Annotated in this window: 22 protein-coding genes; 16 read left to right on the forward strand and 6 right to left on the reverse strand. The window is 66.5% G+C overall.

Annotation, left to right across the window (positions count from 1 at the left end; all coding sequences use genetic code 11):
- The first annotated feature begins 26 nt into the window (after positions 1–26).
- The 6 genes from AC1RMY_RS11715 to AC1RMY_RS11740 all read left to right on the forward strand — a co-directional run bounded on the left by AC1RMY_RS11715 (position 27) and on the right by AC1RMY_RS11740 (position 8155).
- Positions 27–1562 (forward strand): DUF1254 domain-containing protein, encoded by a 1536-nt coding sequence (locus tag AC1RMY_RS11715; protein ID WP_492864578.1) that lies wholly within the window; start codon positions 27–29, stop codon positions 1560–1562.
- A gap of 866 nt (positions 1563–2428) precedes the next feature.
- Positions 2429–4030, forward strand: coding sequence for an ABC transporter substrate-binding protein (locus AC1RMY_RS11720; protein ID WP_492864580.1), 1602 nt, complete (start codon positions 2429–2431; stop codon positions 4028–4030).
- A gap of 158 nt (positions 4031–4188) precedes the next feature.
- Positions 4189–5172 carry an ABC transporter permease gene (locus AC1RMY_RS11725; RefSeq protein WP_492864581.1) on the forward strand — a complete coding sequence of 328 codons (984 nt, stop codon included), beginning with the start codon at positions 4189–4191 and terminating at the stop codon, positions 5170–5172.
- Positions 5173–5183: 11 nt separating this feature from the next.
- A complete protein-coding gene (locus tag AC1RMY_RS11730) occupies positions 5184–6131 on the forward strand; it encodes an ABC transporter permease (RefSeq protein ID WP_492864583.1) in 948 nt (315 codons plus the stop codon).
- Positions 6132–6134: 3 nt separating this feature from the next.
- Complete coding sequence (locus tag AC1RMY_RS11735; RefSeq protein WP_492864584.1) at positions 6135–7148, forward strand: ABC transporter ATP-binding protein; 1014 nt, start codon at positions 6135–6137, stop codon at positions 7146–7148.
- Entirely contained in the window at positions 7145–8155 is a 1011-nt protein-coding gene (locus AC1RMY_RS11740) for an ABC transporter ATP-binding protein (RefSeq protein WP_492864586.1), read from the forward strand. Before AC1RMY_RS11735 ends, AC1RMY_RS11740 begins: the two co-directional genes overlap by 4 nt.
- Positions 8156–8158: 3 nt before the next feature.
- Here AC1RMY_RS11740 and AC1RMY_RS11745 read toward each other — a convergent pair whose 3' ends face one another.
- The gene (locus AC1RMY_RS11745) at positions 8159–9415 is read right to left on the reverse strand and encodes a peptide ABC transporter permease (protein ID WP_492864588.1); all 1257 of its coding nucleotides are present in this window, start codon (positions 9413–9415) and stop codon (positions 8159–8161) included.
- 206 nt (positions 9416–9621) lie between these two features.
- Here AC1RMY_RS11745 and AC1RMY_RS11750 point away from each other — a divergent pair, with 206 nt between their 5' ends.
- The 4 genes from AC1RMY_RS11750 to AC1RMY_RS11765 all read left to right on the forward strand — a co-directional run bounded on the left by AC1RMY_RS11750 (position 9622) and on the right by AC1RMY_RS11765 (position 11868).
- Positions 9622–10137: a DUF2478 domain-containing protein gene (locus tag AC1RMY_RS11750; RefSeq protein WP_492864589.1), complete on the forward strand. Its 516-nt coding sequence runs from the start codon at positions 9622–9624 to the stop codon at positions 10135–10137.
- Between the two features lie 22 nt (positions 10138–10159).
- Positions 10160–11050: a formate dehydrogenase accessory sulfurtransferase FdhD gene (gene fdhD / locus AC1RMY_RS11755; RefSeq protein ID WP_492864591.1), complete on the forward strand. Its 891-nt coding sequence runs from the start codon at positions 10160–10162 to the stop codon at positions 11048–11050.
- Positions 11043–11669 carry a molybdenum cofactor guanylyltransferase MobA gene (gene mobA / locus AC1RMY_RS11760; RefSeq protein WP_492864593.1) on the forward strand — a complete coding sequence of 209 codons (627 nt, stop codon included), beginning with the start codon at positions 11043–11045 and terminating at the stop codon, positions 11667–11669. Before fdhD ends, mobA begins: the two co-directional genes overlap by 8 nt.
- 73 nt (positions 11670–11742) lie before the next feature.
- Positions 11743–11868: a hypothetical protein gene (locus AC1RMY_RS11765; RefSeq protein WP_492864595.1), complete on the forward strand. Its 126-nt coding sequence runs from the start codon at positions 11743–11745 to the stop codon at positions 11866–11868.
- Here AC1RMY_RS11765 and AC1RMY_RS11770 read toward each other — a convergent pair.
- On the reverse strand, positions 11865–12263 hold the full coding sequence (locus AC1RMY_RS11770; RefSeq protein ID WP_492864597.1) for an SRPBCC family protein: 399 nt from the start codon (positions 12261–12263) through the stop codon (positions 11865–11867). The two genes, AC1RMY_RS11765 and AC1RMY_RS11770, sit on opposite strands and share 4 nt — an antisense overlap.
- Positions 12264–12320: 57 nt before the next feature.
- Entirely contained in the window at positions 12321–12764 is a 444-nt protein-coding gene (locus AC1RMY_RS11775; protein ID WP_492864599.1) for a MarR family winged helix-turn-helix transcriptional regulator, read from the reverse strand.
- Positions 12765–12926: 162 nt separating this feature from the next.
- Here AC1RMY_RS11775 and AC1RMY_RS11780 point away from each other — a divergent pair, with 162 nt between their 5' ends.
- Both AC1RMY_RS11780 and AC1RMY_RS11785 read left to right on the forward strand, forming a co-directional pair.
- Entirely contained in the window at positions 12927–13331 is a 405-nt protein-coding gene (locus tag AC1RMY_RS11780) for a DoxX family protein (protein ID WP_492864601.1), read from the forward strand.
- An 18-nt stretch (positions 13332–13349) separates the two neighbouring features.
- Complete coding sequence (locus AC1RMY_RS11785) at positions 13350–13574, forward strand: DUF4287 domain-containing protein (RefSeq protein WP_492864602.1); 225 nt, start codon at positions 13350–13352, stop codon at positions 13572–13574.
- A gap of 12 nt (positions 13575–13586) precedes the next feature.
- Here the strand turns inward: AC1RMY_RS11785 and AC1RMY_RS11790 are convergent, their stop codons facing one another.
- Both AC1RMY_RS11790 and AC1RMY_RS11795 read right to left on the reverse strand, forming a co-directional pair.
- Entirely contained in the window at positions 13587–14708 is a 1122-nt protein-coding gene (locus AC1RMY_RS11790) for an Mrp/NBP35 family ATP-binding protein (RefSeq protein WP_492864603.1), read from the reverse strand.
- Positions 14709–14735: 27 nt separating this feature from the next.
- Complete coding sequence (locus AC1RMY_RS11795; protein WP_492864605.1) at positions 14736–14966, reverse strand: sulfurtransferase TusA family protein; 231 nt, start codon at positions 14964–14966, stop codon at positions 14736–14738.
- A 101-nt stretch (positions 14967–15067) separates the two neighbouring features.
- Here AC1RMY_RS11795 and AC1RMY_RS11800 point away from each other — a divergent pair, with 101 nt between their 5' ends.
- A complete protein-coding gene (locus tag AC1RMY_RS11800; protein ID WP_492864607.1) occupies positions 15068–16354 on the forward strand; it encodes a c-type cytochrome in 1287 nt (428 codons plus the stop codon).
- A 156-nt stretch (positions 16355–16510) separates the two neighbouring features.
- Here AC1RMY_RS11800 and AC1RMY_RS11805 read toward each other — a convergent pair whose 3' ends face one another.
- Positions 16511–18550, reverse strand: coding sequence for a 4Fe-4S binding protein (locus AC1RMY_RS11805; protein ID WP_492864608.1), 2040 nt, complete (start codon positions 18548–18550; stop codon positions 16511–16513).
- A 131-nt stretch (positions 18551–18681) separates the two neighbouring features.
- Here AC1RMY_RS11805 and AC1RMY_RS11810 point away from each other — a divergent pair, with 131 nt between their 5' ends.
- Genes AC1RMY_RS11810 through AC1RMY_RS11820 form a run of 3 tightly spaced genes read left to right on the forward strand, consistent with a single transcriptional unit; the run spans position 18682 to position 20983 of the window.
- A complete protein-coding gene (locus AC1RMY_RS11810) occupies positions 18682–19425 on the forward strand; it encodes a biotin/lipoate--protein ligase family protein (protein ID WP_492864610.1) in 744 nt (247 codons plus the stop codon).
- Positions 19422–19976: a DUF6505 family protein gene (locus AC1RMY_RS11815; protein WP_492864612.1), complete on the forward strand. Its 555-nt coding sequence runs from the start codon at positions 19422–19424 to the stop codon at positions 19974–19976. The genes AC1RMY_RS11810 and AC1RMY_RS11815 overlap by 4 nt, the downstream gene beginning before the upstream one ends.
- On the forward strand, positions 19973–20983 hold the full coding sequence (locus AC1RMY_RS11820; protein WP_492864614.1) for a DUF6352 family protein: 1011 nt from the start codon (positions 19973–19975) through the stop codon (positions 20981–20983). Before AC1RMY_RS11815 ends, AC1RMY_RS11820 begins: the two co-directional genes overlap by 4 nt.

Consider the following 20983-nt stretch of genomic DNA (forward strand, 5'->3'; position numbering starts at 1 on the left):
GTTTGTCCTGCGCAACGGGGAAGATCATGACAATCACTCGCGCCCCCATTGCCGCCGCGCTGTTAGGTGCGCTAGCGATAAGCGGCTCTGCCACGCTGACTAGCGCTCAGGAGAGCCACTTCGATAAGCTCGCCAACCTGCCGTTTGCGGAAGGCCGGCCCACCAAGGAAACCGCGCAAACGCTGCGCGACGAACTGCTCTTCCAGCGCGCCACGCAGACGTACCTTTGGGCTTTGCCGTTGCTCAACACGCTCGGCATGCAGGTCGGATCGGAAAAAGCATTTGGCGCCGGCTACGACGTTCTGCCGATCTGGAAGCAGCGACTTGATGCCAAGACCCTGGTGACGACCCCCAATTCCGACGTCCTCTACGCGATGAGCTACGTTGACCTGGGCAAGGATGGTCCAGTGGTGATGGAGGCACCGCCGGAACTGCAAGGCATCCTGCTCGATTATTGGCAGCGCCCCATACCCGTCGATGGCGGCAACTTTGCCGGCGACGTCGGCCTGTTTGGACCGGATGAGGGCAAAGGGGGAAAATTTTTGATACTTCCGCCCGGCTACAAGGGCACTGTGCCTGAAGGCTACTTTGTCTATCGTTCGGCAACAAATAATGTGTTCGTCTTTCTGCGCGGGTTCTATCAAGACCCAAAGAACCTGGCGCCCGCTGTGGCGCACCTCGAACGAACAAAAATCTATCCGCTCAACGGCGCGGCCAACGCGAAGCAGATGAAATATCCCGACGCCTCGGGCGTTGCAGCCAACTTGCTGCCGATCAGTGATGCTAGCGCCTTTGATCAGCTCAAGCTGTTGCTGGACCGTGAGGGCGACAATCTCGCCGGTCCCGATTGGCTCGGCATGTTGGCATCGATTGGCATCGTCAAAGATCAGGCGTTTTCGCCCGATAACCGCACGCGCGAGATTCTGGATCGTGCCGCCAAGACTGGCTACAAAATGAGCCGGGTTATCGGGTTTGAGGAGGCCGTCAGCGGCAGGTCATTCCGTCAGTATACCGATCGCCAATGGCTCAATCCTATCGCAGACGGCACGCCCGCTAATCCGGGTGGCCCGTTCGATCTGAATTGGCACCGCAAGGACGGCAATTATCTCGACCTGAACACACGCATCTGGTTTTTCACCGATTACTACTCAATCAGCCCGGGCATGATCTCGCAGATTCCGGGCAAGGGCGCGAAATACGTTGTCGCCTTTACCGATGCTGCTGGTGCGCCACTTTCGGGCGGGTCGAGCTACAAAATCAACCTACCGGTGAACATTCCCGCTGCCAACTTCTGGTCGGTGACACTCTACGAAGCCGAGAACGCCTCGGGCCTTGCCAACGGGCAACCATTCCCCTCGCTTGGCTCGCGCGACAAGCCGGTCCAGAACGCCGACGGCAGCACGGACCTTTACCTCGGTCCGCAAGCGCCGATTGGCAAAGAGGGAAACTGGCTTGCGACGATTCCCGGCAGAGGTTTTTTTGCCATCCTCAGGCTTTACGGCCCAACAGAAGCGGCCATCAACAAAAGCTGGAAGCCAGGAGACATTGAGAAGGTGAATTGACGTTTGGCGGCGTGCATACCTCCCGCTACCGGCCCGGGCATCGCGTCATTTTCGCCGCGACGCAACAATTCGTGCTTCGAAGCGAAGCGGAAACTCAGCGAGTCGCGCTCACCGAACCGGATTTATGAACGCGTCCTACCGACGACCTCAAAATGTCCGCTTCAGAGAACCAGTTGGTGGCCGCTCAGCTGCAAGATGCGAAGCCGAATGTCCGCTATCCCGCGGTGAGCCAACGTCTTTTGTTGGCGCGACACGGAGCAGTGCGTTGGCACCGGTGAAAGTCAGCTAGCCACCCGTAGCAGACCTCCGAGCCCATCTGAGCTGCGGCGCATCGTGGGCTTCCTCGACGGGATTCGGCAGGATAAGACGGCTACATGAACCTCATTGCGCGACGCATTCTGCCGCTATCGTCGGTCATCGCCTTTTGCGCGTTTTTGTCCGCTTGCTCAGCGGGCTCCATTCCGCAAACGTTCGAAGAGTTGCCGAACGATAGCTTCGCGCCCGGAGTCGAGGCCGAGAGCCCAGGGCCAACCACTTGCGTCCCGATGGGCCAAGGCGCGCGGTGTTTCGTTCAAACCGATGGCGGGGCGCAACGAAATAAACAACGTACCAGCACCAGATCTCGTCGCCCTGCAGACTCGTAGGGGTGGCGAAGGTCGAAGGCGGCCAATGGGCAATATCCGGTAGGCGATCACGAGCAAATTGCGCTGCCCGCGAACTCCTCTGGCCGCCTGCCACAAAACCGCGCACATGCTGCTTTCGGCTATGCAGCCTGCGCGTATTAGACCCGTGACTCGTGCGCGGCCTGCCCCTAACATCCCCTCCTTTCAGGCGCCCTCGCTGCCTGCAAGGGGAGGTATCATCCGATGAAATCGCGTGTTTTCGGGTTTGCTGCCGCGTTGCTCGGGGTTTCGTTGCTGGCGCTCGGCGCGGCCGAGGCCAGGCCGCTGAAATGGGCCGCCGCGGGCGACGCCCTGACGATCGATCCGCACGGCCAGAACGAAGGCCCCACGACCTCGCTCAACCAGCACATCTATGAAAGCCTGACCGAGCGCGACCATGCCGGCAAGCTTTTGCCGTTGCTCGCCTCGTCCTGGCGCGTGCTGCCGGACGATCCGACGACCTGGGAATTCAAGCTCGAATCCGGCGTCAAGTTCCATGACGGCAGCGCCTTCACCGCCGACGACGTGGTGTTCTCCTATGAGCGCGCCATGCAGCCGACCTCCGACTTCAAGGGCTACCTGACCTCGGTCGAGAAGGTCAGCAAGGTCGATGACCTGACGGTGCGGATCAAGACCAAAGGGCCGAACCCGCTGCTGGTCAACAACACCTCTTCGATCCGCATCATGAGCAAGGCCTGGGCCGAGAAGAACGGCGCCACCAAGGCCCAGGATTTCAAGAACAAGGAAGAGAACTTCGCCGTCCGCAACGCCAACGGCACCGGGCCCTTCATCCTGGTCTCGCGCGAGACCGACGTGAAGACGGTGATGAAGCGCAACGACGCCTACTGGAACAAGGCCAAGGTGCCGCTCGAGATCACCGAGCTGACCCTTGTCCCGATCAAGCAGGATGCTACCCGCGTCGCGGCACTGCTCTCGGGCGAGGTCGACTTCGTCCAGGACGTGCCGGTGCAGGACATCGCCCGCCTCAAGAGCCAGCCGAAGCTCCGGGTCAATTCGGGCGCCGAGAACCGCACCATCTTCTTCGGCATGGACGTCGCCTCCGCCGATCTCAAGGGCGACGATGTCCAGGGCAAGAACCCCTTCGCCGACAAGCGCGTGCGCCAGGCGCTCAACATGGCGATCAACCGCCCGGCGATCCAGCGCGTCGTGATGCGCGGCGAATCGGTGCCGACCGGCGTGATCATGCCTCCCTTCGTGAATGGCTGGACGAAGGAACTCGACGCAGCGCCGCCGACCGACGTCGCCAAGGCCAAGGCGCTGCTGGCGGAGGCAGGCTATCCCACCGGCTTCTCGGTGACGCTGCATTGCCCCAATGATCGCTACGTCAATGACGAGGGCATCTGCCAGGCGGCCGTCGGCATGTTCGGCCAGATCGGCGTGAAGGTGAACCTCGTCTCGCAGTCGAAGTCGATCCACTTCAACCTGATCCAGAAGAACCCGCCCGAGACCGAGTTCTATCTCGTCGGCTGGGGCGTCCCGACCTACGATTCCGACTACATCTTCTCCTACATGTATCACTCGCGCACCGGCTCGCAGGGTTCCTGGAACGCCACCGGCTACAAGGACGCCGAGGTCGATACGATGATCCAGTCGCTCTCCAGGGAGGTCGACATTCCCAAGCGCGACGCGACCATCGCCAAGCTCTGGGCCAAGCTGAAGGACGAGACGATCTACCTGCCGATCCATCATCAATCGCTGAGCTACGCGATGAGCACCTCGCTCGATATCCCGGTCGATGTGGCGAACAACCCGAAGCTGAAGATGGTGAGTTTCAAGGGATCCTAGGTCGTTTCGCGAATGCTCGCGAAACACCGCCGTCATGGTCGGGCTTGTCCCGACCATGCACGCCTTCTCCGGTCGAGGGCGGTGTTCAAGACGTGGATGCTCGCCACAGGGGCGAGCATGACGGAGCGGTTCACGCTTGATTGGAACAGGGCTTCCTTATGCTCGCCTATATCCTGCGCTCGCTGATGCAGGGACTCGTGGTGATGCTGGCCGTCGCCTTCATCGCCTTCTCGATGTTCCGCTTCGTCGGCGATCCCGTCGTCAACATGCTCGGGCAGGAAGCGACGCTGCAGGACCGCGCCGAACTGACTGAAAGGCTCGGCCTCAACGATCCCGTGCCGCTGCAGTTCGCCCGCTTCGTCGCGGATGCCGCGCGCGGCGATTTCGGCATCTCCTACCGCCAGAGCCGCAAGGTCTCCTCGCTGATCCTCGAACGGCTTCCCGCAACGGTGGAACTGGCCGTGCTTTCGGCGATCTTCGCCTTCGTCGTCGGCATCGCACTCGGCGTCTATGCGGCGATCCGGCGCGATGGCTGGATCGCCAATCTGGTGATGTCGCTGTCGCTGATCGGCGTCAGCCTGCCAACCTTCCTGATCGGCATCGGGCTGATCTACATCTTCGCCGTGGAACTGCGCTGGCTGCCCTCCTTCGGCCGCGGCGACACGGTCGCGCTCGGCTGGTGGACGACCGGGCTTTTGACGACGAGCGGCCTGAAATCGCTGGTCATGCCGGTGCTGACGCTCGGCTTCCTCCAGCTCACCCTGATCATGCGCCTCGTCCGCTCCGAAATGCTGGAGGTGATGCGGACCGATTTCATCCGCTTCGCCCGCGCCCGCGGCATCCCGGAACACCGCATCGAGTTTCGCCACGCGCTGCGCAACACCATGATCCCCGTGATCACGATCGCCGGCGTGCAGCTCGGCGGCGTCATCGCCTTCGCCATCGTCACCGAGACGGTGTTCCAGTGGCCGGGACTGGGGGCGCTCTTCGTCAATGCGGTGCAGTTCGTCGACGTGCCCGTGATGTCGGCCTATCTGCTCTTCGTCGCCTTCGTCTTCGTGCTGACCTCCATCATCGTCGATCTCGTCTATGTCGCGCTCGATCCGCGGTTGCGGACAGGCAATCCGGCCATGGCGAAGTAGGGAGACGAGCGATGAGCAGCGCCCCGCTTGCCACATCGAAGCCTCCGGGCCGCTTCGCGCGGCTTTGGGATTCCGACATCGCCTTCTCCTTCCGGTCCTCGCCGGTGACGGTGGTGGCCACGCTGATGGCGCTGCTGCTCGTGCTGGCCGCGGTCGCGGCCCCGTTGATCGCGCCCTACGACCCGTTCGATCCGGCCTCGCTCGATCTCTCCGACGGCTTCTCGCGGCCGATGGAGCCAAACGAGATCACCGGCAAGGTCTTCTGGCTCGGTTCGGACGCACAGGGGCGCGACATCCTCTCGGCCATTCTCTACGGCTCGCGGGTTTCGCTCCTGGTCGGCGCGGCCTCCGTGCTGTTCTCGCTGGTCATCGGCGTGGGCCTGGGCCTCGTCGCCGGATATGTCGGCGGCCGCACCGAAGCGCTGATCATGCGGGTCGCCGACGTGCAGCTTTCCTTCCCGGCGATCCTGGTGGCGCTGCTAGTCTTCGGCGTTGCGCGCGGGCTGATCCCGCCGGCCTTGCAGGAGCGCATGACGCTGCTGGTGCTCGTCATCGCCATCGGCCTGTCGAACTGGGCGCAATATGCCCGCACCGTGCGCGGCTCGACGCTGGTCGAGAAGAACAAGGTCTATGTCGACGCCGCGCGGCTGATCGGCCTCAAGGCCTGGCCGGTGATGCTCAAGCACGTCCTGCCCAATGTCGCCGGCCCTGTGCTGGTCATCGCCACGATCAATCTGGCGCTCGCCGTGATCGAGGAGGCGACTTTGTCGTTCCTCGGCGTCGGCATGCCGCCGACCCAGCCCTCGCTCGGCACTCTGATCCGCTTCGGCCAGCAATATCTCTTCTCCGGCGAGTGGTGGATCCTGCTCTTCCCCTCTCTCGTACTGGTGCTGCTTGCCCTGTCGATCAACCTGTTCGGCGACTGGCTGCGCGATGCGCTCAACCCGAAGCTGAGGTGAGCGATGCCTGCCGAGCCAGACAAGCCCGTCCTCTCCGTCCGCGACCTCACCGTCGAGTTCGTCACGCGGCGCGGCACGTTGCGCGCGCTCGACCGGGTCTCGTTCGAGGTCGGGCGCGGCGAGGTGCTAGGCGTGGTCGGCGAGTCCGGCGCCGGCAAGTCGGTCACGGGCGCGGCCATTATCGGCCTGATCGACCCGCCCGGCCGGATCGCCGGCGGCGAGGTCGTGCTCTCGGGCGAGCGGATCGACAACCTGCCGCCGGATGCCATGCGCAAGATCCGCGGCAAGCGCATCGGCATGATCTTCCAGGACCCGTTGACCAGCCTCAACCCGCTCTACCGGGTCGGCGAGCAGCTGATCGAGACGATCCGCGTCCACACCGGCCTGAGCGCCGCAGAGGCGCGCGCCCGCGCCATCGCGCTGCTCGACGAGGTCGGGATTCCCGCGCCAGAGCGCCGCATCGACGGCTATCCGCATGAATTCTCCGGCGGCATGCGCCAGCGCGTGGTGATCGCGCTCGCGCTCTGCGCCGAGCCGGAATTCATTATCGCCGACGAGCCGACGACGGCGCTCGACGTCTCCGTGCAGGCGCAGATCATCGCGCTGATCAAGAAGCTCTGCCGCGAGCGCGGCACCTCGGTCATGCTCGTCACCCACGACATGGGCGTCATCGCCGAGACGGCCGATCGCGTCGCAGTGATGTATGCCGGCCGCGTCGCCGAGATCGGCCCCGTGCGGGAGGTGGTGAAAGAGCCGCTCCACCCCTATGCCAAGGGGCTGATGGGGGCGATCCCCTCGCTCGAGGGCGAGGCGGAACGGCTGGTGCAGATCCCCGGCTCGATGCCGCGGCTCTCGGCGATCCCACCGGGCTGCGCCTTCAACCCGCGCTGCTCGCACGCCTTTGCCCGCTGCCATGTCGAGCGGCCCGAACTCGTTCAGGTCGGCGACCGCAAGGTCGCCTGCCATCTCTATGACGAACCGCCCTTGGGCGGCGCCAGAGTGGAGATCGCCGCGTGAGCAGAAACCCTGCCGCCGAGCCGCCCTTCGTCGAGGTCCGCGACCTCCGGCGCGTCTTCGACGTTTCGAAGCCCTGGCTCAACCGCGTGCTGGAGAATGCGCCGCGGCAATATCTCAAGGCCGTCGACGGCGTCTCCTTCGACATCCGCAAGGGCGAGACCTTTGCGCTGGTGGGCGAATCCGGTTCCGGCAAATCGACCGTGGCGCGCATGGTGGTCGGGCTGTTGCCGCCCTCGGACGGCACGGTCACGATCGCCGGTGTCTCGATGCACGACGCCGCGGCCGCCCACGAGCGCCAGCGCCTGCGCCGCCGCATCCAGATGATCTTCCAGGATCCTTACGCCTCGCTCAATCCGCGCTGGCGCGTGGGCCGCATCATCGCCGAGCCGATCCGCGCCTTCGACATCGTCGACGGCGAGCAGGCCATCGCCGAGCGCGTCGGCGAATTGCTGACGCTGGTCGGTCTGCATCCCGATGACGGCCGCAAGTTCCCGCATGAGTTCTCCGGCGGGCAGCGTCAGCGCATCGCGATCGCGCGCGCGCTCGCCTCGAATGCCGAGTTCATCGTCTGCGACGAGCCGACCTCCGCACTCGACGTCTCCGTCCAGGCCCAGATCCTCAACCTGATGCGCGATCTGCAGGAGCGCCTCGGGCTGACCTATCTCTTCATCTCGCACAATCTCGCTGTCGTTCGGCACATGGCGAGCCGCATCGGCGTGATGTATCTCGGCCGTCTTGTCGAGGTGTCCGAGGGGCGGCAGCTCTTCTCGGCGCCGCGCCATCCCTATACCCGCATGCTGCTCGACGCGGTGCCCGACCTCGCCATGATCGGCAAGGAACGTGCGGGCGTGAAGGGCGAAATCCCCAATCCGATCTCGCCGCCTTCCGGATGCACCTTTCATCCGCGCTGCCCGCTGGTCTTCGACCGCTGCAGGATCGAGAATCCGCCGGTGATCGACGGAGTCGCCTGCCACGCCGTCAATGCGGGTCGCGAGGCGGCGGCCTGAACCTTACGCCGGGCCGGGCGTGCCTCCGGCCTTCGGGCGCGTGACGCCAGCGGGCTTCAACGGCAGCGGCGCGATCGGCCGATCGGTCCGGTATTGCCCGCGCGCAATGGCTCCAAACATCAGAACCACGGCCGTCAGCGTCATCAGCCACCAGGGCTGTAGCGTCGCAAAGCCGAGCGCCGACAGAGCGAAGGCTGTGGTGAAGGCAGCGACGCCGCCCGCCGCCAGCGCGCTCGGCATGCGGCCTGCGGCGCGGATCGCGAAATACAGGCAGAACGCCGCCGCCGCCGCACCGACAAGGCCGAGCTCGTACCAGGTCTCGAAGAGCAGCGTCGTCGGCGCCGATTGCGGCAGGGCCCCGATCACGCGGCCGCGCAGCACGGTGTCGAGGCCATGGCCGGTGATGAGCTGGACCGGCGCGCCGCTAACCACATCGGCCCAGACCGACAGCGATTGAGCGAGGTCGCTCGACCCTTGCGGAAAGCGCGAGACGATCGGGATCAGCAGGAACGGCAGGATCGGCGCGATCAGCATCAGTCCGGCGATGATCGCGGCAATGATGGCGGACGACCTTTCGCGGTTGGCGCTGACGGCACCGAAGGCGACCGCGCCGCAGATCATGGCGACGGCCTCGCCATCCTCGAAGCGCGTCAGGGCGAGCAGGCCGACGACCAGCGCAAGCCCGACAGCGCTCAACCCCCGGTCGCGCGAGAGCAGCCAGGCGAGCGCCGGCCAGGCCATGATCAGGACGACGCTGATACCGCGCTCGACGCCGGCATCCGTATCGGCATGGCGCAGCGCCGCGACCACGATCAGCGCCAGCGCGAAGACGCCGGCGATACCGGTGCCCAGCGCCGCAAGGTTGAGGTTCGAGGCCCGCATCCGCTCCGGCAGCGCGGCCATGCCGCAGAAGCCGAGGGCGATCGCCAGGACGAGATTGCCGGCCTTCTCGGTCGCCGAGGTGGTGTAGGGGCTCCAGACCAGAGACAGGACGGCCCAGGCGACAAGGCCGACCAGAATCATGCCCGGCAGGCTCACGACCGCCTGCTTCAACGTCGAGACGAAGCCACGCGGATCCTCGATCAGCATTGCGATGACCAGCAGCACGACCCCGATCGGCGCCAGCACCACGGCAGCGCGGCGCGAGACCAGAGACGCGATCGGCAGGACGAGCGCCAGCGTGCCGAAGCCGATGCGTCGTAGCAGCAACGCGGCATCGGCGGCGGGATCGAGCGGGGCCTGGTTGCGACGACGGGACATGAATTGACAGAACCGGACGAAGGGCTTGCCGGCATCGCGCCGGAGATTAGACCTGTTTTACCGTAACGGGACCTGGCGGGCGCGACTGTAGGGCGCGCGCAACACTTCGGCCGCATCTTGCTGAGCGCCGCGGCATGACCTGCGACGAAAGCGCTCGGGCTCTAGCGGCGCTTTCATGGCGGGCATTTTCGTGGGATGACGTCGTCATGACGCTGCTGGCCGCCATTCCCTACGCTTCCGGGTTCGAAATCGATCGGTTCATGGCCGATCTCGCGCGTCGCCTGAAGGCCAGCGGTCTGCGCCTCGGCGGCGTCGTGCAGCACAATGACGGCGATTGCGACGAGGGCTGCCGGTCGATGGCGCTGGAAGATCTCGCCAGCGGCGCCCGCTTTCCGATCAGCGAAAACCGCGGCGCCGCATCGGCCGGATGCAGGCTCGATGCCACCGGCCTCGCCGCGGCCGGTGCGGCGCTGACGGCGTCCCTGGCGGATGGCACCGAACTCGTCATCGTCAACAAGTTCGGCCGCCAGGAGATGCTGGGCCAGGGTCTGCGCCAGGAAATCGGCATGGCGCTGATGGCTGGTGTACCGCTGCTGATCGCCGTCAGGCAGGACGTCCTGCCGGCCTGGCGCGAATTCGCCGGCGAGGAGTGGTTCGAACTCCCTGCCGAGGCGGATGCGATCGAGGCCTGGGCCTTGTCCCTGGCGCGCGCCGCCGCCTGACGCCGTCTCTGGAGCAGCCGCTATGGCGCAGGATATGAGCTTCCTCGACGATTACCTCGTCCGGCCCGATCCGCAGGCGCCACGTCTCGGCGCGACCGTCTCCGGCATCGACCAGACCGGCGCCGCAGTCGAAACCCGCGTCGTCACCGAACGCGCGCTGACGCTCTATCTGAACGCGCAGGAGATCGTCACGATGATGACGATCGGCGATCACCCCGACGATCTCGCTCTCGGCTACCTCCTGAACCAGAACATGCTGAAGCGCGGCGATGTCGTCGACGCCGTCGACTATGATGAGGAGCTCGAGGTCGTCGTTGTCCGCACGCCGGAGCGCACCAATTTCGAGGACAAGCTCAAGAAGAAGACGCTGACCTCGGGCTGCGCTCAAGGGACCGCCTTCGGCGACCTGATGGAGGCGATCGACGAGATCGAGCTGCCTAAGGCGGAACTGCGCACAAGCTGGCTCTATGCGCTGACGAGGAAGATCAACACCACGCCCTCGCTCTATCTCGAGGCCGGCGCGATCCATGGTTGCGTGCTCTGCGAAGCCGACAAGCCGTTGGTCTATATGGAGGATGTCGGCCGCCACAATGCCGTCGACAAGGTCGCTGGCTGGATGTTCCGGAACAACGTCGATCCCGCCCGGATGATCTTCTACACCACCGGCCGCCTGACCTCGGAGATGGTGATCAAGACCGTACGCATGGGCATCCCCGTGCTGGTCTCGCGCTCGGGCTTCACCGAATGGGGCGTGGAACTCGCGCGCAAGGCGGGCCTGACTTTGATCGGCCGGGCGCGCGGCAAGCGCTTCGTCGCGCTGTCGGGGGAGGAGAACATCGTTTTCGATGCCGATCCGTCCGCGGTCGAGGAGGAGGGCGAGCGCCATCGCCGCAAGGGGGCGGGCGATGACTGACGCTCCCACCCTCGGCCTGCTCCTCGCCGGCGGTCTCGCCCGCCGCATGGGCGGCGGCGACAAGCCGCTGCGGACGATCGCGGGGCGCACCATCCTCGCCCATGTCGTCCAGCGCCTGTCGCCGCAATGCGACGGGCTCCTGATCAACGCCAATGGCGATCCCGCCCGCTTCTCGGACTATGGCCTGCCGGTCGTCCAGGACGACGTGCCGGGTTTCGCCGGGCCGCTGGCCGGTATCCTCGCCGGGCTCGACTGGATGGCGCGCCGCCGGCCGGAGCTGCAATGGCTGGTCAGCGTCGCCGCCGACACGCCCTTCATTCCGCGCGATCTCGTCGCCCGCCTGCATGCGGTGCGAGAGGCCGAAAACGTGCCGCTCGCCTGCGCAGCATCGGGCGGGTGGACGCATCCCGTTATCGGGCTCTGGCCCGTCTCGCTGCGCGAGGAACTGCGCCATGCTTTGACGGTGGAAGACGAGCGCAAGATCGACCGCTGGACCGCCCGCCATGGCTGCGCCAGCGCGGAATGGCCGGTCACGCCCGTCGATCCCTTCTTCAACGCCAACAAGCCCGATGATCTGGCCGAGGCGGAGCGGCTTTTCGCCACTCTTCCACCGGCTTGAACCCGCACCCGCTGCTCGCTATCTCTCGTGATAAGAGCGGCTTATCGCTGCCGTGCTCACTTGGGGGAAGATCATGAAGGCATTCGTCGTCGCCATTGCCGTCGCCGCCATCCTGGCCTTCGGTGCCAGCGTCGTGCTCAACGACTTCTTCCAGAAGCCGGTCGAGGTCGCCTTCGCCACCAGCGGCGTCCGGCTCTAACGCTCCAGCAGCGCCTTCAGCGTCGCGAGATCGCGCGCCACCATTCCCGCGTCGCGCGCCATCTCGTCATCGGACATGTCGCGCTGGAATAGCGTGAAGACGACTTCGCTGCCGCTGCCATTGGCCACGACCCGCATCGGGTTGTGCATCGCTGGGCCGTGCTCAGGGATGACGGCATGGTCGAGTACGCCGTGATTGTTGGGCTCGCTGAAGACGATGCGCATCAACCCCATCGGCGTCTGCGCCAGCCAGATCATACCCTCGACATGGCGGAAGCTGTGGCCGAGCCCTCCTGCCCATTTCGGGAAGTTAATCGGCTCGGCGAGAAACGCGTAGACCTCGTCGGCCGCGCGCTCGATCGTGATGCCGATATGGCGGGCATGGCTCGTCGGCATCACAGGCTCCTTCGAATATAGAACAAATAAAGAACAAAACGCCGCGAGCGTCAAGGATCAGGCCTCTCCTGCAGGCGGTGCTCGATCGGTCAGGCTGACGGCCAGGCGCGACAGCAGCCGGGCCAGATCCTCCCGCTCCGCTTCGGTCAAACCGTCGAGCAACCGCGCCTCGGCCGCCATGTCCTCGCGAAAGGCGGCTTCCGCTTTGGCGCGACCGGCAGGCGTGAGTTCGACAAGCATGCTGCGCGCATCGGCTTCGCTGCGGAACCGCGCGATCAGGCCGGCGCGCTCGAGCCGGTCGAGCCGGTTCGTCAGGCCGCCAGACGAGATCATCAGCGAGCGAAACAACTCCGTCGGCCGCAGCCGATAGGGGGCGCCCGAGCGCAGCAGCGTTGAAAGCACGTCGAATTCGCCGGTGTCGAGCCCGTGCCTGGTGAATACCTGCTCGATCACGGGCCTGGCCTGCAGCGTGACCAGCCGCGCGCGCCCCAGGATCGCCATCCCGATCGTATCGACCTCCGGCAGTTCACGCCGCCATTGGGCCCGTCGCATCGCGACCCGGTCACGCTCATCGTCAGGCAGCGTATGCGATTGTCTTGACATAAAGATAAATCCTTATTATCTTGAGATCAAGATAAATTAGTTTTAGCCAGGAGCAAACCGATGAATGAGAATGCCGCGCGTTGGACCGGGCGCGTCCTGACCGGGGTCTTCACGATCTTCCTGCTGGCCGCGTCAATCGCGCCGAAATTCGTCGGTGCCGCGGTGGCGACCGACACGATGCGCGAACTGGGCTGGGATCCGAAGCTGACGCTGCTGATCGGCGTGCTGGAGCTCGCTTGCCTCGTACTGTATCTCCTGCCGAAGACCAGCATCCTGGGCTCGATCCTGATGACGGCCCTGCTCGGCGGCGCCATTGCCACGCAGCTCCGGGTCGGCAATCCCGTTTTCAGCCACACGCTGTTTGGCGTTTATCTTGGGCTGGCGATGTGGGGCGGGCTCTGGCTGCGCGATCCCGGCCTGCGTGCGGTGCTGCCATTTCGCAGAACCTCGCCGCTGGCGGCATGATCAGCACGGAGAGCGCAGATGTCCTTCCAGGCCTATCTCGACAACATCCAGGCGAAGACCGGTGTGTCGCCGGAGCAGTTCCGGCAGAAGGCGCGCGACAAGGGCCTTGCCGACGCGGCCGGCCTCGCCAAGGGCATCAAGGCTGGCCAGGTCGTCGCCTGGCTGAAGGCTGATTTCGGGCTCGGCCACGGCCACGCCATGGCGATTGTCGCCCTGCTTAAGCGCGATCAGCGCGCCGGTTGAGCGGCACGCGACTCACTCGATCACGATGCGCGGCGCAGCCCGGACGGTTCCGCCCGCCAGCCCGGACATCACCTGCCGCGCGATCGAGAGGTAAGCCTTGGCATGGGCTGAATCCGGATCGCTCGCCACGATCGGGCGGCCGGAATCGGAGGTCTCGCGGATCGGCATCGCCAGCGGCACCTCGCCCAGGAAGGGCACGCCGAGCCGCTCGGCCTCGTGCCGTGCCCCGCCATGGGCGAAGATGTCGGAGCGGTGGCCGCATTCCGGACAGACAAAATAGCTCATGTTCTCGACGATGCCGAGGATCGGCACCTCGACGCGCTTGAACATCGCGACGCCGCGGCGGGCATCGAGCAGCGCCAGATCCTGCGGCGTCGACACGATCACCGCGCCGGCCAGCGGCGTCTGCTGCGCCATGGTGAGCTGCGCGTCGCCGGTGCCGGGCGGCATGTCGACGACCAGCACGTCGAGCTCGCCCCAGGCGACCTCGCGCAGCATCTGCGTGATCGCCGAGATCACCATCGGCCCACGCCAGATCATCGGCGTTTCCTCGTCGATCAGGAAGCCGATCGACATGATCTTGAGGCCATAGGCCTCCATCGGCGCCAGCGTCCGGCCGGAGACAAGCCTCGGCTTGCCGGTGATGCCGAAGATCTTCGGCACCGAAGGGCCGTAGATATCGGCATCGAGCACGCCGACCTTGAGGCCGAGCGTCGCCAGCGCCACCGCTAGATTGGCGGTGGTGGTGGACTTGCCGACGCCGCCCTTGCCGGACGCCACCGCGATGATCTGTTTCACGCCCGGCACGCCGGCGGCCTTCGGCGTCGGCCCGCCCGGAGCGGGGCGCTGCGCTTGGCTGCGTGCCTGCGCCGCGGCGGAGGAGGGCGCCTTGTCGGCGGTTAGGCCGACGAGAACCTGCGTCACGCCGGGCAGGCCCGAGACCGCGCTTTCGGCCGCCTTGCGCACCGGCTCCATCGCGCCGGCCTCCGCCGGGTCGATGCCGATGGCGAAGATCACCTTGCCGCCGTCGATCAGGATGTCGGCGACGCGTCCCGAGGCGGACAGCGATTGACCTCCCGCCGGCAGCTTGACCAGTTCGAGCGCACGCAGGATGTCGGCTTGGGTCACGGCCACGTCGGCAAACTCCAGTCGGCGCGGGCTTTAGGCCGCAGCCTTGCGAATATGGAAGACGAGCAATTCGCCTCCCTGCTCGTGATGCTCGATCGTGTCGCCGGTCTCGCGCATCAGGTTGGGAATGTCGATCGCCGCCATCGGATCGGTGCATTCGACCACGAAAAGCGTTCCCGCGGTCGCGCCCTTGAGCGCCTTGCGGACCCGCAGCGCGGGCAGGGGGCATTTCAGGCCACGCAGATTGAGGGAGGTCGTGGTCATCGCGGGAATCGTGTGCGGATCGGAGCGCTTCATATGATGGCTTTTGATGCCGGAGCAACTGGCCGCTTTGTCACGGCGCGGGCTCAATCCATGATGGGACCATGCTGAAGCCTTTTCGACACCTCGCTCTCGCGCTCCTGCTCGGCGCTGTCCCCGCATCGGCACAGGAGCTTCGCGGCCATGGCGGCCCGGTCCGTGCCATCGCGGTCTCGCCAGACGGGCGCTCGGCCATGACCGGCTCCTTCGACCAGTCGGCGATCCTCTGGGATCTCACTGGCGGTGCGGCCGAAGCGGTGCTGCGCTTCCATCAGGGCGCCGTGAACGCGGTCATTGCTCTCGCCGGCCAGGCTTTCGCCACCGGGGCCGAGGATGGCCGCATCGCGCTCTGGCGCGGCAAGGCCGCCGAGCCCGTGCAGGTGATCGAGGGGCACAAGGGGCCCGTCGCGGCGCTTGCGATCGCGCCCGATGGCAGCCGCCTCGCCTCCGCCTCATGGGATGAGACGGTGCGGGTGACGTCGCTGGTGGGCGACGGCAGCAAGAAAGTTCTGGAGGGCCATAAGGGGCCGGTGAACGGCGTGGCTTTCCTGCCCTCGGGCGAAGTCGTCAGCACGGGCTACGATGCGACGCTGCGCATCTGGCCGGCCGATGCCGGGCCTGCGCGCATCCTCACCCTGCCGGCTGCGCTCAACGGCGTCGTGGTCGCGCCCGATGGCGAGATCGCGGTCACGGCCGCCGATGGCCGGTTGCGTCTGTTCGGCCCCGATGGGCAGGCGCGCGGTGAGATCGCGATCGGCGAGACGCCGCTGATCGCGCTCGCCCTCTCCGCCGATGGCGCGACCATCGCGGCGGGCGGTCTGCGCGGGCAGGTCGCGCTGGTGGACCGCAGGACGAGGACGATCCGCGCGACTCTGGTCGGGCCGGGCCTGCCCGTCTGGTCGCTCGCCTTCCTGCCCGATGGAAAGCAACTGCTCTCTGGCGGTGCAGACCGGCTGGTCCGCCGCTGGAATGCCGTTACCGGCGAACATGTCGGCGCCGTCGTGCCGCGCGCCGGCGAAGACCCGCTGGCCGCCTTCAACGGCGAGCGCGGCGCGCAGGTCTTCCGCGCCTGCGCCGCCTGCCACACGCTGATGCCGTCCGGCGGCAACCGCGCCGGCCCTACCTTGCACGGCCTCTTCGGCCGCAGGATCGCCAGCGCGCCGGGCTATGCCTATTCCGAGGCCTTCAAGGCGCTGGACATCGTCTGGACCAAGGAGACGGTGGCAAGGCTCTTCGAGATCGGCCCCAATGCCTATACGCCGGGAACCAAGATGCCCGAGCAGACCATCGGCTCAGCCGAGGACCGTCAGGCGCTGGTCGACTGGCTGGAGAAGGTGACGGCGGCAAAGTAATCGACGTATTTCCCACCCGCTCCGTCATCCCGGACAAGCCGCGCAGCGGCGCAGCTCCGGGATCTATCGGAGGGCTCCGGAGCTCTACGATGGATCCCGGAGTTCCGCCTCGCTCCATCCGGGATGACGGGGCAGATGAGACAACTGCAGTGCGCGCTACCGCAACGGGTCCTCGCCGCGCTCGGCCCGCTCGCGCAGATAATCCTCGGTTGTCCGCACCGGCGGGCGCTGCGGCGACAGATGCGGGTCGAAACTCTCGTTGACCACGACCTCGACGCGGCAATCCTCGCACATCTTGATCACCGAGATGCGCTTGGCCGCATCGCCCTTGAACATCCAGTGCTTGTTCTCGAGCTTCGCCGCGATCTTCTCGATCGTGCTGCGGACGCCGAAGGGTTTGGCGCAGTTGATGCAGTGGAACGGCTCCTCCTGCTTCAGCACGCGCCTTCCGCCCTTCCAGGCCGCGAAATCGATGCGCGGCTCCAGTGTGATGACCTTCTCCGGGCAGGTCGCCTCGCAGAGCCCGCATTGCACGCAGAGATCCTCCTGGAAGCTCAGCGTCGGCCGGTCGGGATCGTCCGACAGCGCCTGCACCGGGCAGGCGGAGACGCAGGCGAGGCAGAGCGTGCAGCCATCCGTGTCGACATGGACCGTGCCGAAGGGCGCCCGTTCGGGCAGTGCGACGGAGGCGACGGGGGAGGGCGCTGCGGCATGCAGCTCGCCGATCGTTTGGCGCAGCAGCGGCCGGCCTTCGCCCATCGGGCGGAAGCGCGCGGGCGCAGGCGAGACCACGCCCGGCACGAGACGGGCGAGCGCGGCCGCCAGCTGGTCGGGATCGTCGGTCTCGATCAGGCCTGCACCGGCGGGGCTGAAGCCGAGCGCAGATGCGAGCGTATTGGCATAGGAGAGGTTGCGCTGCAGGCCGGACAGATCGTGCTTCGGCCGGGCGCGGCCGAGCACACGCACGCCGGCGGCGCCGAAGGAGAGCGCAGCGGCGAAGGTATCGAGCCCGATCTGCGTGATCTCGTTGACCCGCAGCGGCAGGACACGCGCCGGCAGCCCCTCGCCGAAGCGGGCGAGCGCGTCGATCAGCGCCTCGCCATGCTCGCCGTCATGCAGCAGCACGACGGGCTCGCGCCCGCCGGCCTCGGCATAGGTCGAAAGCAGGGTGCGCAGCCGGCGCAGCAGCGCGTCGGTCGGCGGCAGGGCATAGGTAACGGCCCCCGTCGGGCAGACCGCGGCGCAGGCGCCGCAGCCGGCGCAGATCTCGGCCGAGATTGCGACATGGTCGCCATTCGGCGTGATCGCGCCCGTCGGGCAGAGCTCGAGGCAGCGCGTGCAGCCGGTCTTCCTCGAACGCGAATGCGCGCAGAGATCCTCGTTCAGCCGGACATAGGTCGGCTTGTCGAATTCGCCGACGAGATGGCCGGCCTCCGCGATCAGCTTCTCGATCGCGGCCGGGCTGCGCGGATCGGCCCGCAAATAGCCGGCGCGCAACTCCCCTGCCGGGAACAGCGGCGTCCCGCCGGAGACGTCGATGACGATGTCGCAATGCGAGGTCGCGCCGTTGCGCGGCTCGCCGAAGACGAGCTTCGCCCGCGAGGACGGCGCTGGCGCCGCATAATCGTCGATCCGCAGCTCAAAGGCGCCGAGCCAGCCGGTGGCCGCCACGATCGTGCCCTTCAGCACCGGCGTCTCGTCAATGCGTGGCGGCGTGATGTCGCTTGGCCGCGAGAGCAGGATCGTAATATCGAGATGCTCGGCCAGCCGCTGCCCGACCGAGAGCGCGACCTCGTCGCGGCCATAGACCAGCGCCACGCCCTTGCTGGTCAGCGTGGTGAAGGAGACTGGCGGCATGGGCTCGGCCGCGGCCGCGAGCAGCGCCGCCATCTTCGGGCCGGCAGCCTTGGCTTCGCGTGCCCAGCCGGCCGTCTCGCGGATATTGGCGAAGACGAGGTCGCCGGCATAGTCGTGGTCGGCCGCGATCTCCTCGAAGAGCGGGGCTTCCTGCGTGCAGCCAACGGTGATGCTGGCGCTCTCTGCCAGCGCCCGCGTGAACAGCTCGGTCTGCGTCCGACAGAGATGGCGCGCATTGCGGATGTCGCCGCTCTTGCAGCCGCGCGCGATCGCCGCACCATCGAGCGGCATCGTGTCCTCGCACGAGCAGACCATCAGCGTGCGGGCAGCGTCTTGCATGGTCGGCATATCCTCGGGCAGGCGGCGTTGTGTCGCCTCTCTTGCGATAATCCATGCTTATATGGAATTGGATTGGTTCAAAAGAAACGGACGATGAGCAATTCGTCGCGCCTTCAGAGGATAATGCGATTATGGCGATGAGTGCGCGGCACCCCGACGATCTGCGTCGCGAGCCCGTACTGCCGCCGGGCTTCTCGCTCGTGCCCTTGCGCGAATCGGGTGACGCCTTCGCTCATGCCTGCGCCATCGCCTCGGAGGCTGGGGCGGCGACGCTGGTCTGGACGAGGCGATTCGACATCATCGAGTTCGCCGTCGTGCTCGAACCCGACAACGTGCTCTACGAAGCGCGTCTCGCTCACTATCTCGCGATGAACGCGCTCGCCGATGCGCTGGCCGTCTACAGTCCGCCGGAGCGCCCGATCCTGTTCCGCTGGCCCGACGCGCTGATCTACGATCTCGGGCTGATCGGGGGCGGACGGCTCGCCTGGCCGGAAGGCTGCCGCGAGGACGCGGTGCCGGACTGGCTGGTCTTCGGCGCCATGTTGCGTGCGACCACGATGACGCCCTTCGCGATCGGGCAGGTGGGCGTCGGCATGGCCGAGGAGGGCTTCGAGGAGATCGACGCCGTCGACCTGATCGAGGCCTTCGCCCGTCATCTCATGCTCGGCGTCACGCGCTGGCAGAGCGACGGCCCGAAGGCCACGGCACTGCGCTGGCTCGATCGCCTGGACAAGATTCCCGGCACGCGCCACGGCATCGAAGCCAATGGCGACCTCGTTGCGACGACTCAGGCCGGCACGGAGCGGCGCAGCCTGATCGAGGCGTTGGCGCGGGTCGACTGGCTCGATCGCGACAGCGGCGGGCCGAAGCTGTGAGCGGCCTCAAGCTCCCCCGCGCCATCCGGCTCGACCCCTCCGACAGCTTCGTGTTCCGGCGCGCGGCCGAGCCCGGCGAATGGCTCGTCAGCGGCTCGTTCCTGTTTCGCGAGGTTGACCCGAACGGGCTCGACGCGAAGGGCAAGGCCGCCTTCCGCTCCGGTTTCCTCGGCGTCGCGAGCTTTGGCTGGAGCACGCTCGCAGTGGTGACGGAGGCGACCGAGGCCGAGCGCGATGCAGCAATCGTCCAGCTCGCCGAGCATCTCGTCGAGAAGCTCGGAGCGCCCGATCTCGACACGGCCCGTGCCGCAGCGGCCGAGGAGTTGGTCTTTGCCGCCTCGCTCTGCGATCATCCTCCCCAGACGCTGCTCGCACTGCAGCGTGTGCAGGAGGATGGCGAGATCCGCGAACGTTTCCGCACCCTGACCCCGCGCGACGCCAGCCAGACCGAAGGCTTCCGCGCCTTCGAGTTCATGGAGGTCGCGGGCGAGGATGACGGGCCGGCCGAGGAGGTCGATCTTCTCAACCTCGAAAAGACCAGGCTGACATGACGCATTTCTGGGCCACCTCGGGCCATCTGCTGCTGGATCGCGAGCCGGGCGGCGGCCTGCGGGTCACCGACGATTTCCTCAAGGCCTATCTGGCCCGGCCCGAGCTGCTGCCGCCGGATGAAGCCTGCGATGCCGAGCGCGATTTGCATGCGAAGCTGATGGAGACGCCGCAGGCCGAGATCGCACCGGCCGCGATCGCCGCGATCGCCGATGCGGATGCGCGCGAGAACTGGTCCTTCATGCTCGGCTGGCGCGATCGGCTGGTGGTGGCGCCGACGCTGGAGGCCGCCTATGCCGGCATCGTCCGCGAGGGCGCCGGCAACATCCCGCCGCTGTTCCTTGACCAGCTCGTCCATGTCATCCTGCGCGCAGCGCTCGATGAGGTCGACGATCCCTTCGTCGTTCGCGCCGCCGAGTGCCTGTTCCGGCCGCAGCGCGTCACGCATCACGAGAACACGATCCTGCTCGCCGATGCCGACATCATCGAGGGGCATGAGGCCGACCGGCACGCCTCGCCCTTGCTCGCCATGCTTGGCGGCCCGGCCGCGACCTCGCTCGACATCCTGAAACCCGCCAATGCGGACCAATACTGGCAGCGCTCTGACGGCTTCGACATGGTGCTCGATCTCGGAGGTTCGCCATCGGGCCGCGCAGCGCTCGGCCAGGCGCTGCGCCACTGGGTCCGCCAGATCCATGGCTTCGATGTCGCGATCGAGCCTTTGGAGAAGGTGAAGGACGCCGACTGGCGCTGGTTCGTCGGGCTCGATGCCCAGGCGACCGCCATCGGCAACGCGCTCTGGAAGGGACAAGCGGTCGGCGAGGACGCGCTGTCGCGTGTGCTCGCGCTCTATACGATGACCCTACCGGAGGATGTCCCGGTCTTGCCTGCGGCCAGGGCCAAGCCGATCTATCTGGTCATGGCGATGACGCCGGACCGTCTGCTGCGCCTGAAGCCGCAGAACCTCGTCACCGGCCTGCCGCTCGCCGTCCGCGAGATGGCCAATTGA

The sequence above is a fragment of the Allobosea sp. GW822-FHT03F07 genome, from assembly GCF_058801345.1.

Excerpts from the sequence above, each read along its gene's own strand:
- AC1RMY_RS11715 (WP_492864578.1), top strand. The coding sequence starts at position 27 with ATGACAATCACTCGCGCCCCCATTGCCGCCGCGCTGTTAGGTGCGCTA.
- AC1RMY_RS11720 (WP_492864580.1), top strand. The coding sequence starts at position 2,429 with ATGAAATCGCGTGTTTTCGGGTTTGCTGCCGCGTTGCTCGGGGTTTCG.
- AC1RMY_RS11725 (WP_492864581.1), top strand. The coding sequence starts at position 4,189 with ATGCTCGCCTATATCCTGCGCTCGCTGATGCAGGGACTCGTGGTGATG.
- AC1RMY_RS11730 (WP_492864583.1), top strand. The coding sequence starts at position 5,184 with ATGAGCAGCGCCCCGCTTGCCACATCGAAGCCTCCGGGCCGCTTCGCG.
- AC1RMY_RS11735 (WP_492864584.1), top strand. The coding sequence starts at position 6,135 with ATGCCTGCCGAGCCAGACAAGCCCGTCCTCTCCGTCCGCGACCTCACC.
- AC1RMY_RS11745 (WP_492864588.1), bottom strand. The coding sequence starts at position 9,415 with ATGTCCCGTCGTCGCAACCAGGCCCCGCTCGATCCCGCCGCCGATGCC.
- AC1RMY_RS11750 (WP_492864589.1), top strand. The coding sequence starts at position 9,622 with ATGACGCTGCTGGCCGCCATTCCCTACGCTTCCGGGTTCGAAATCGAT.
- fdhD (WP_492864591.1), top strand. The coding sequence starts at position 10,160 with ATGGCGCAGGATATGAGCTTCCTCGACGATTACCTCGTCCGGCCCGAT.
- mobA (WP_492864593.1), top strand. The coding sequence starts at position 11,043 with ATGACTGACGCTCCCACCCTCGGCCTGCTCCTCGCCGGCGGTCTCGCC.
- AC1RMY_RS11765 (WP_492864595.1), top strand. The coding sequence starts at position 11,743 with ATGAAGGCATTCGTCGTCGCCATTGCCGTCGCCGCCATCCTGGCCTTC.
- AC1RMY_RS11770 (WP_492864597.1), bottom strand. The coding sequence starts at position 12,263 with ATGCCGACGAGCCATGCCCGCCATATCGGCATCACGATCGAGCGCGCG.
- AC1RMY_RS11775 (WP_492864599.1), bottom strand. The coding sequence starts at position 12,764 with ATGGCGATCCTGGGGCGCGCGCGGCTGGTCACGCTGCAGGCCAGGCCC.
- AC1RMY_RS11780 (WP_492864601.1), top strand. The coding sequence starts at position 12,927 with ATGAATGAGAATGCCGCGCGTTGGACCGGGCGCGTCCTGACCGGGGTC.
- AC1RMY_RS11785 (WP_492864602.1), top strand. The coding sequence starts at position 13,350 with ATGTCCTTCCAGGCCTATCTCGACAACATCCAGGCGAAGACCGGTGTG.
- AC1RMY_RS11795 (WP_492864605.1), bottom strand. The coding sequence starts at position 14,966 with ATGACCACGACCTCCCTCAATCTGCGTGGCCTGAAATGCCCCCTGCCC.
- AC1RMY_RS11800 (WP_492864607.1), top strand. The coding sequence starts at position 15,068 with ATGCTGAAGCCTTTTCGACACCTCGCTCTCGCGCTCCTGCTCGGCGCT.
- AC1RMY_RS11805 (WP_492864608.1), bottom strand. The coding sequence starts at position 18,550 with ATGCAAGACGCTGCCCGCACGCTGATGGTCTGCTCGTGCGAGGACACG.
- AC1RMY_RS11810 (WP_492864610.1), top strand. The coding sequence starts at position 18,682 with ATGGCGATGAGTGCGCGGCACCCCGACGATCTGCGTCGCGAGCCCGTA.
- AC1RMY_RS11820 (WP_492864614.1), top strand. The coding sequence starts at position 19,973 with ATGACGCATTTCTGGGCCACCTCGGGCCATCTGCTGCTGGATCGCGAG.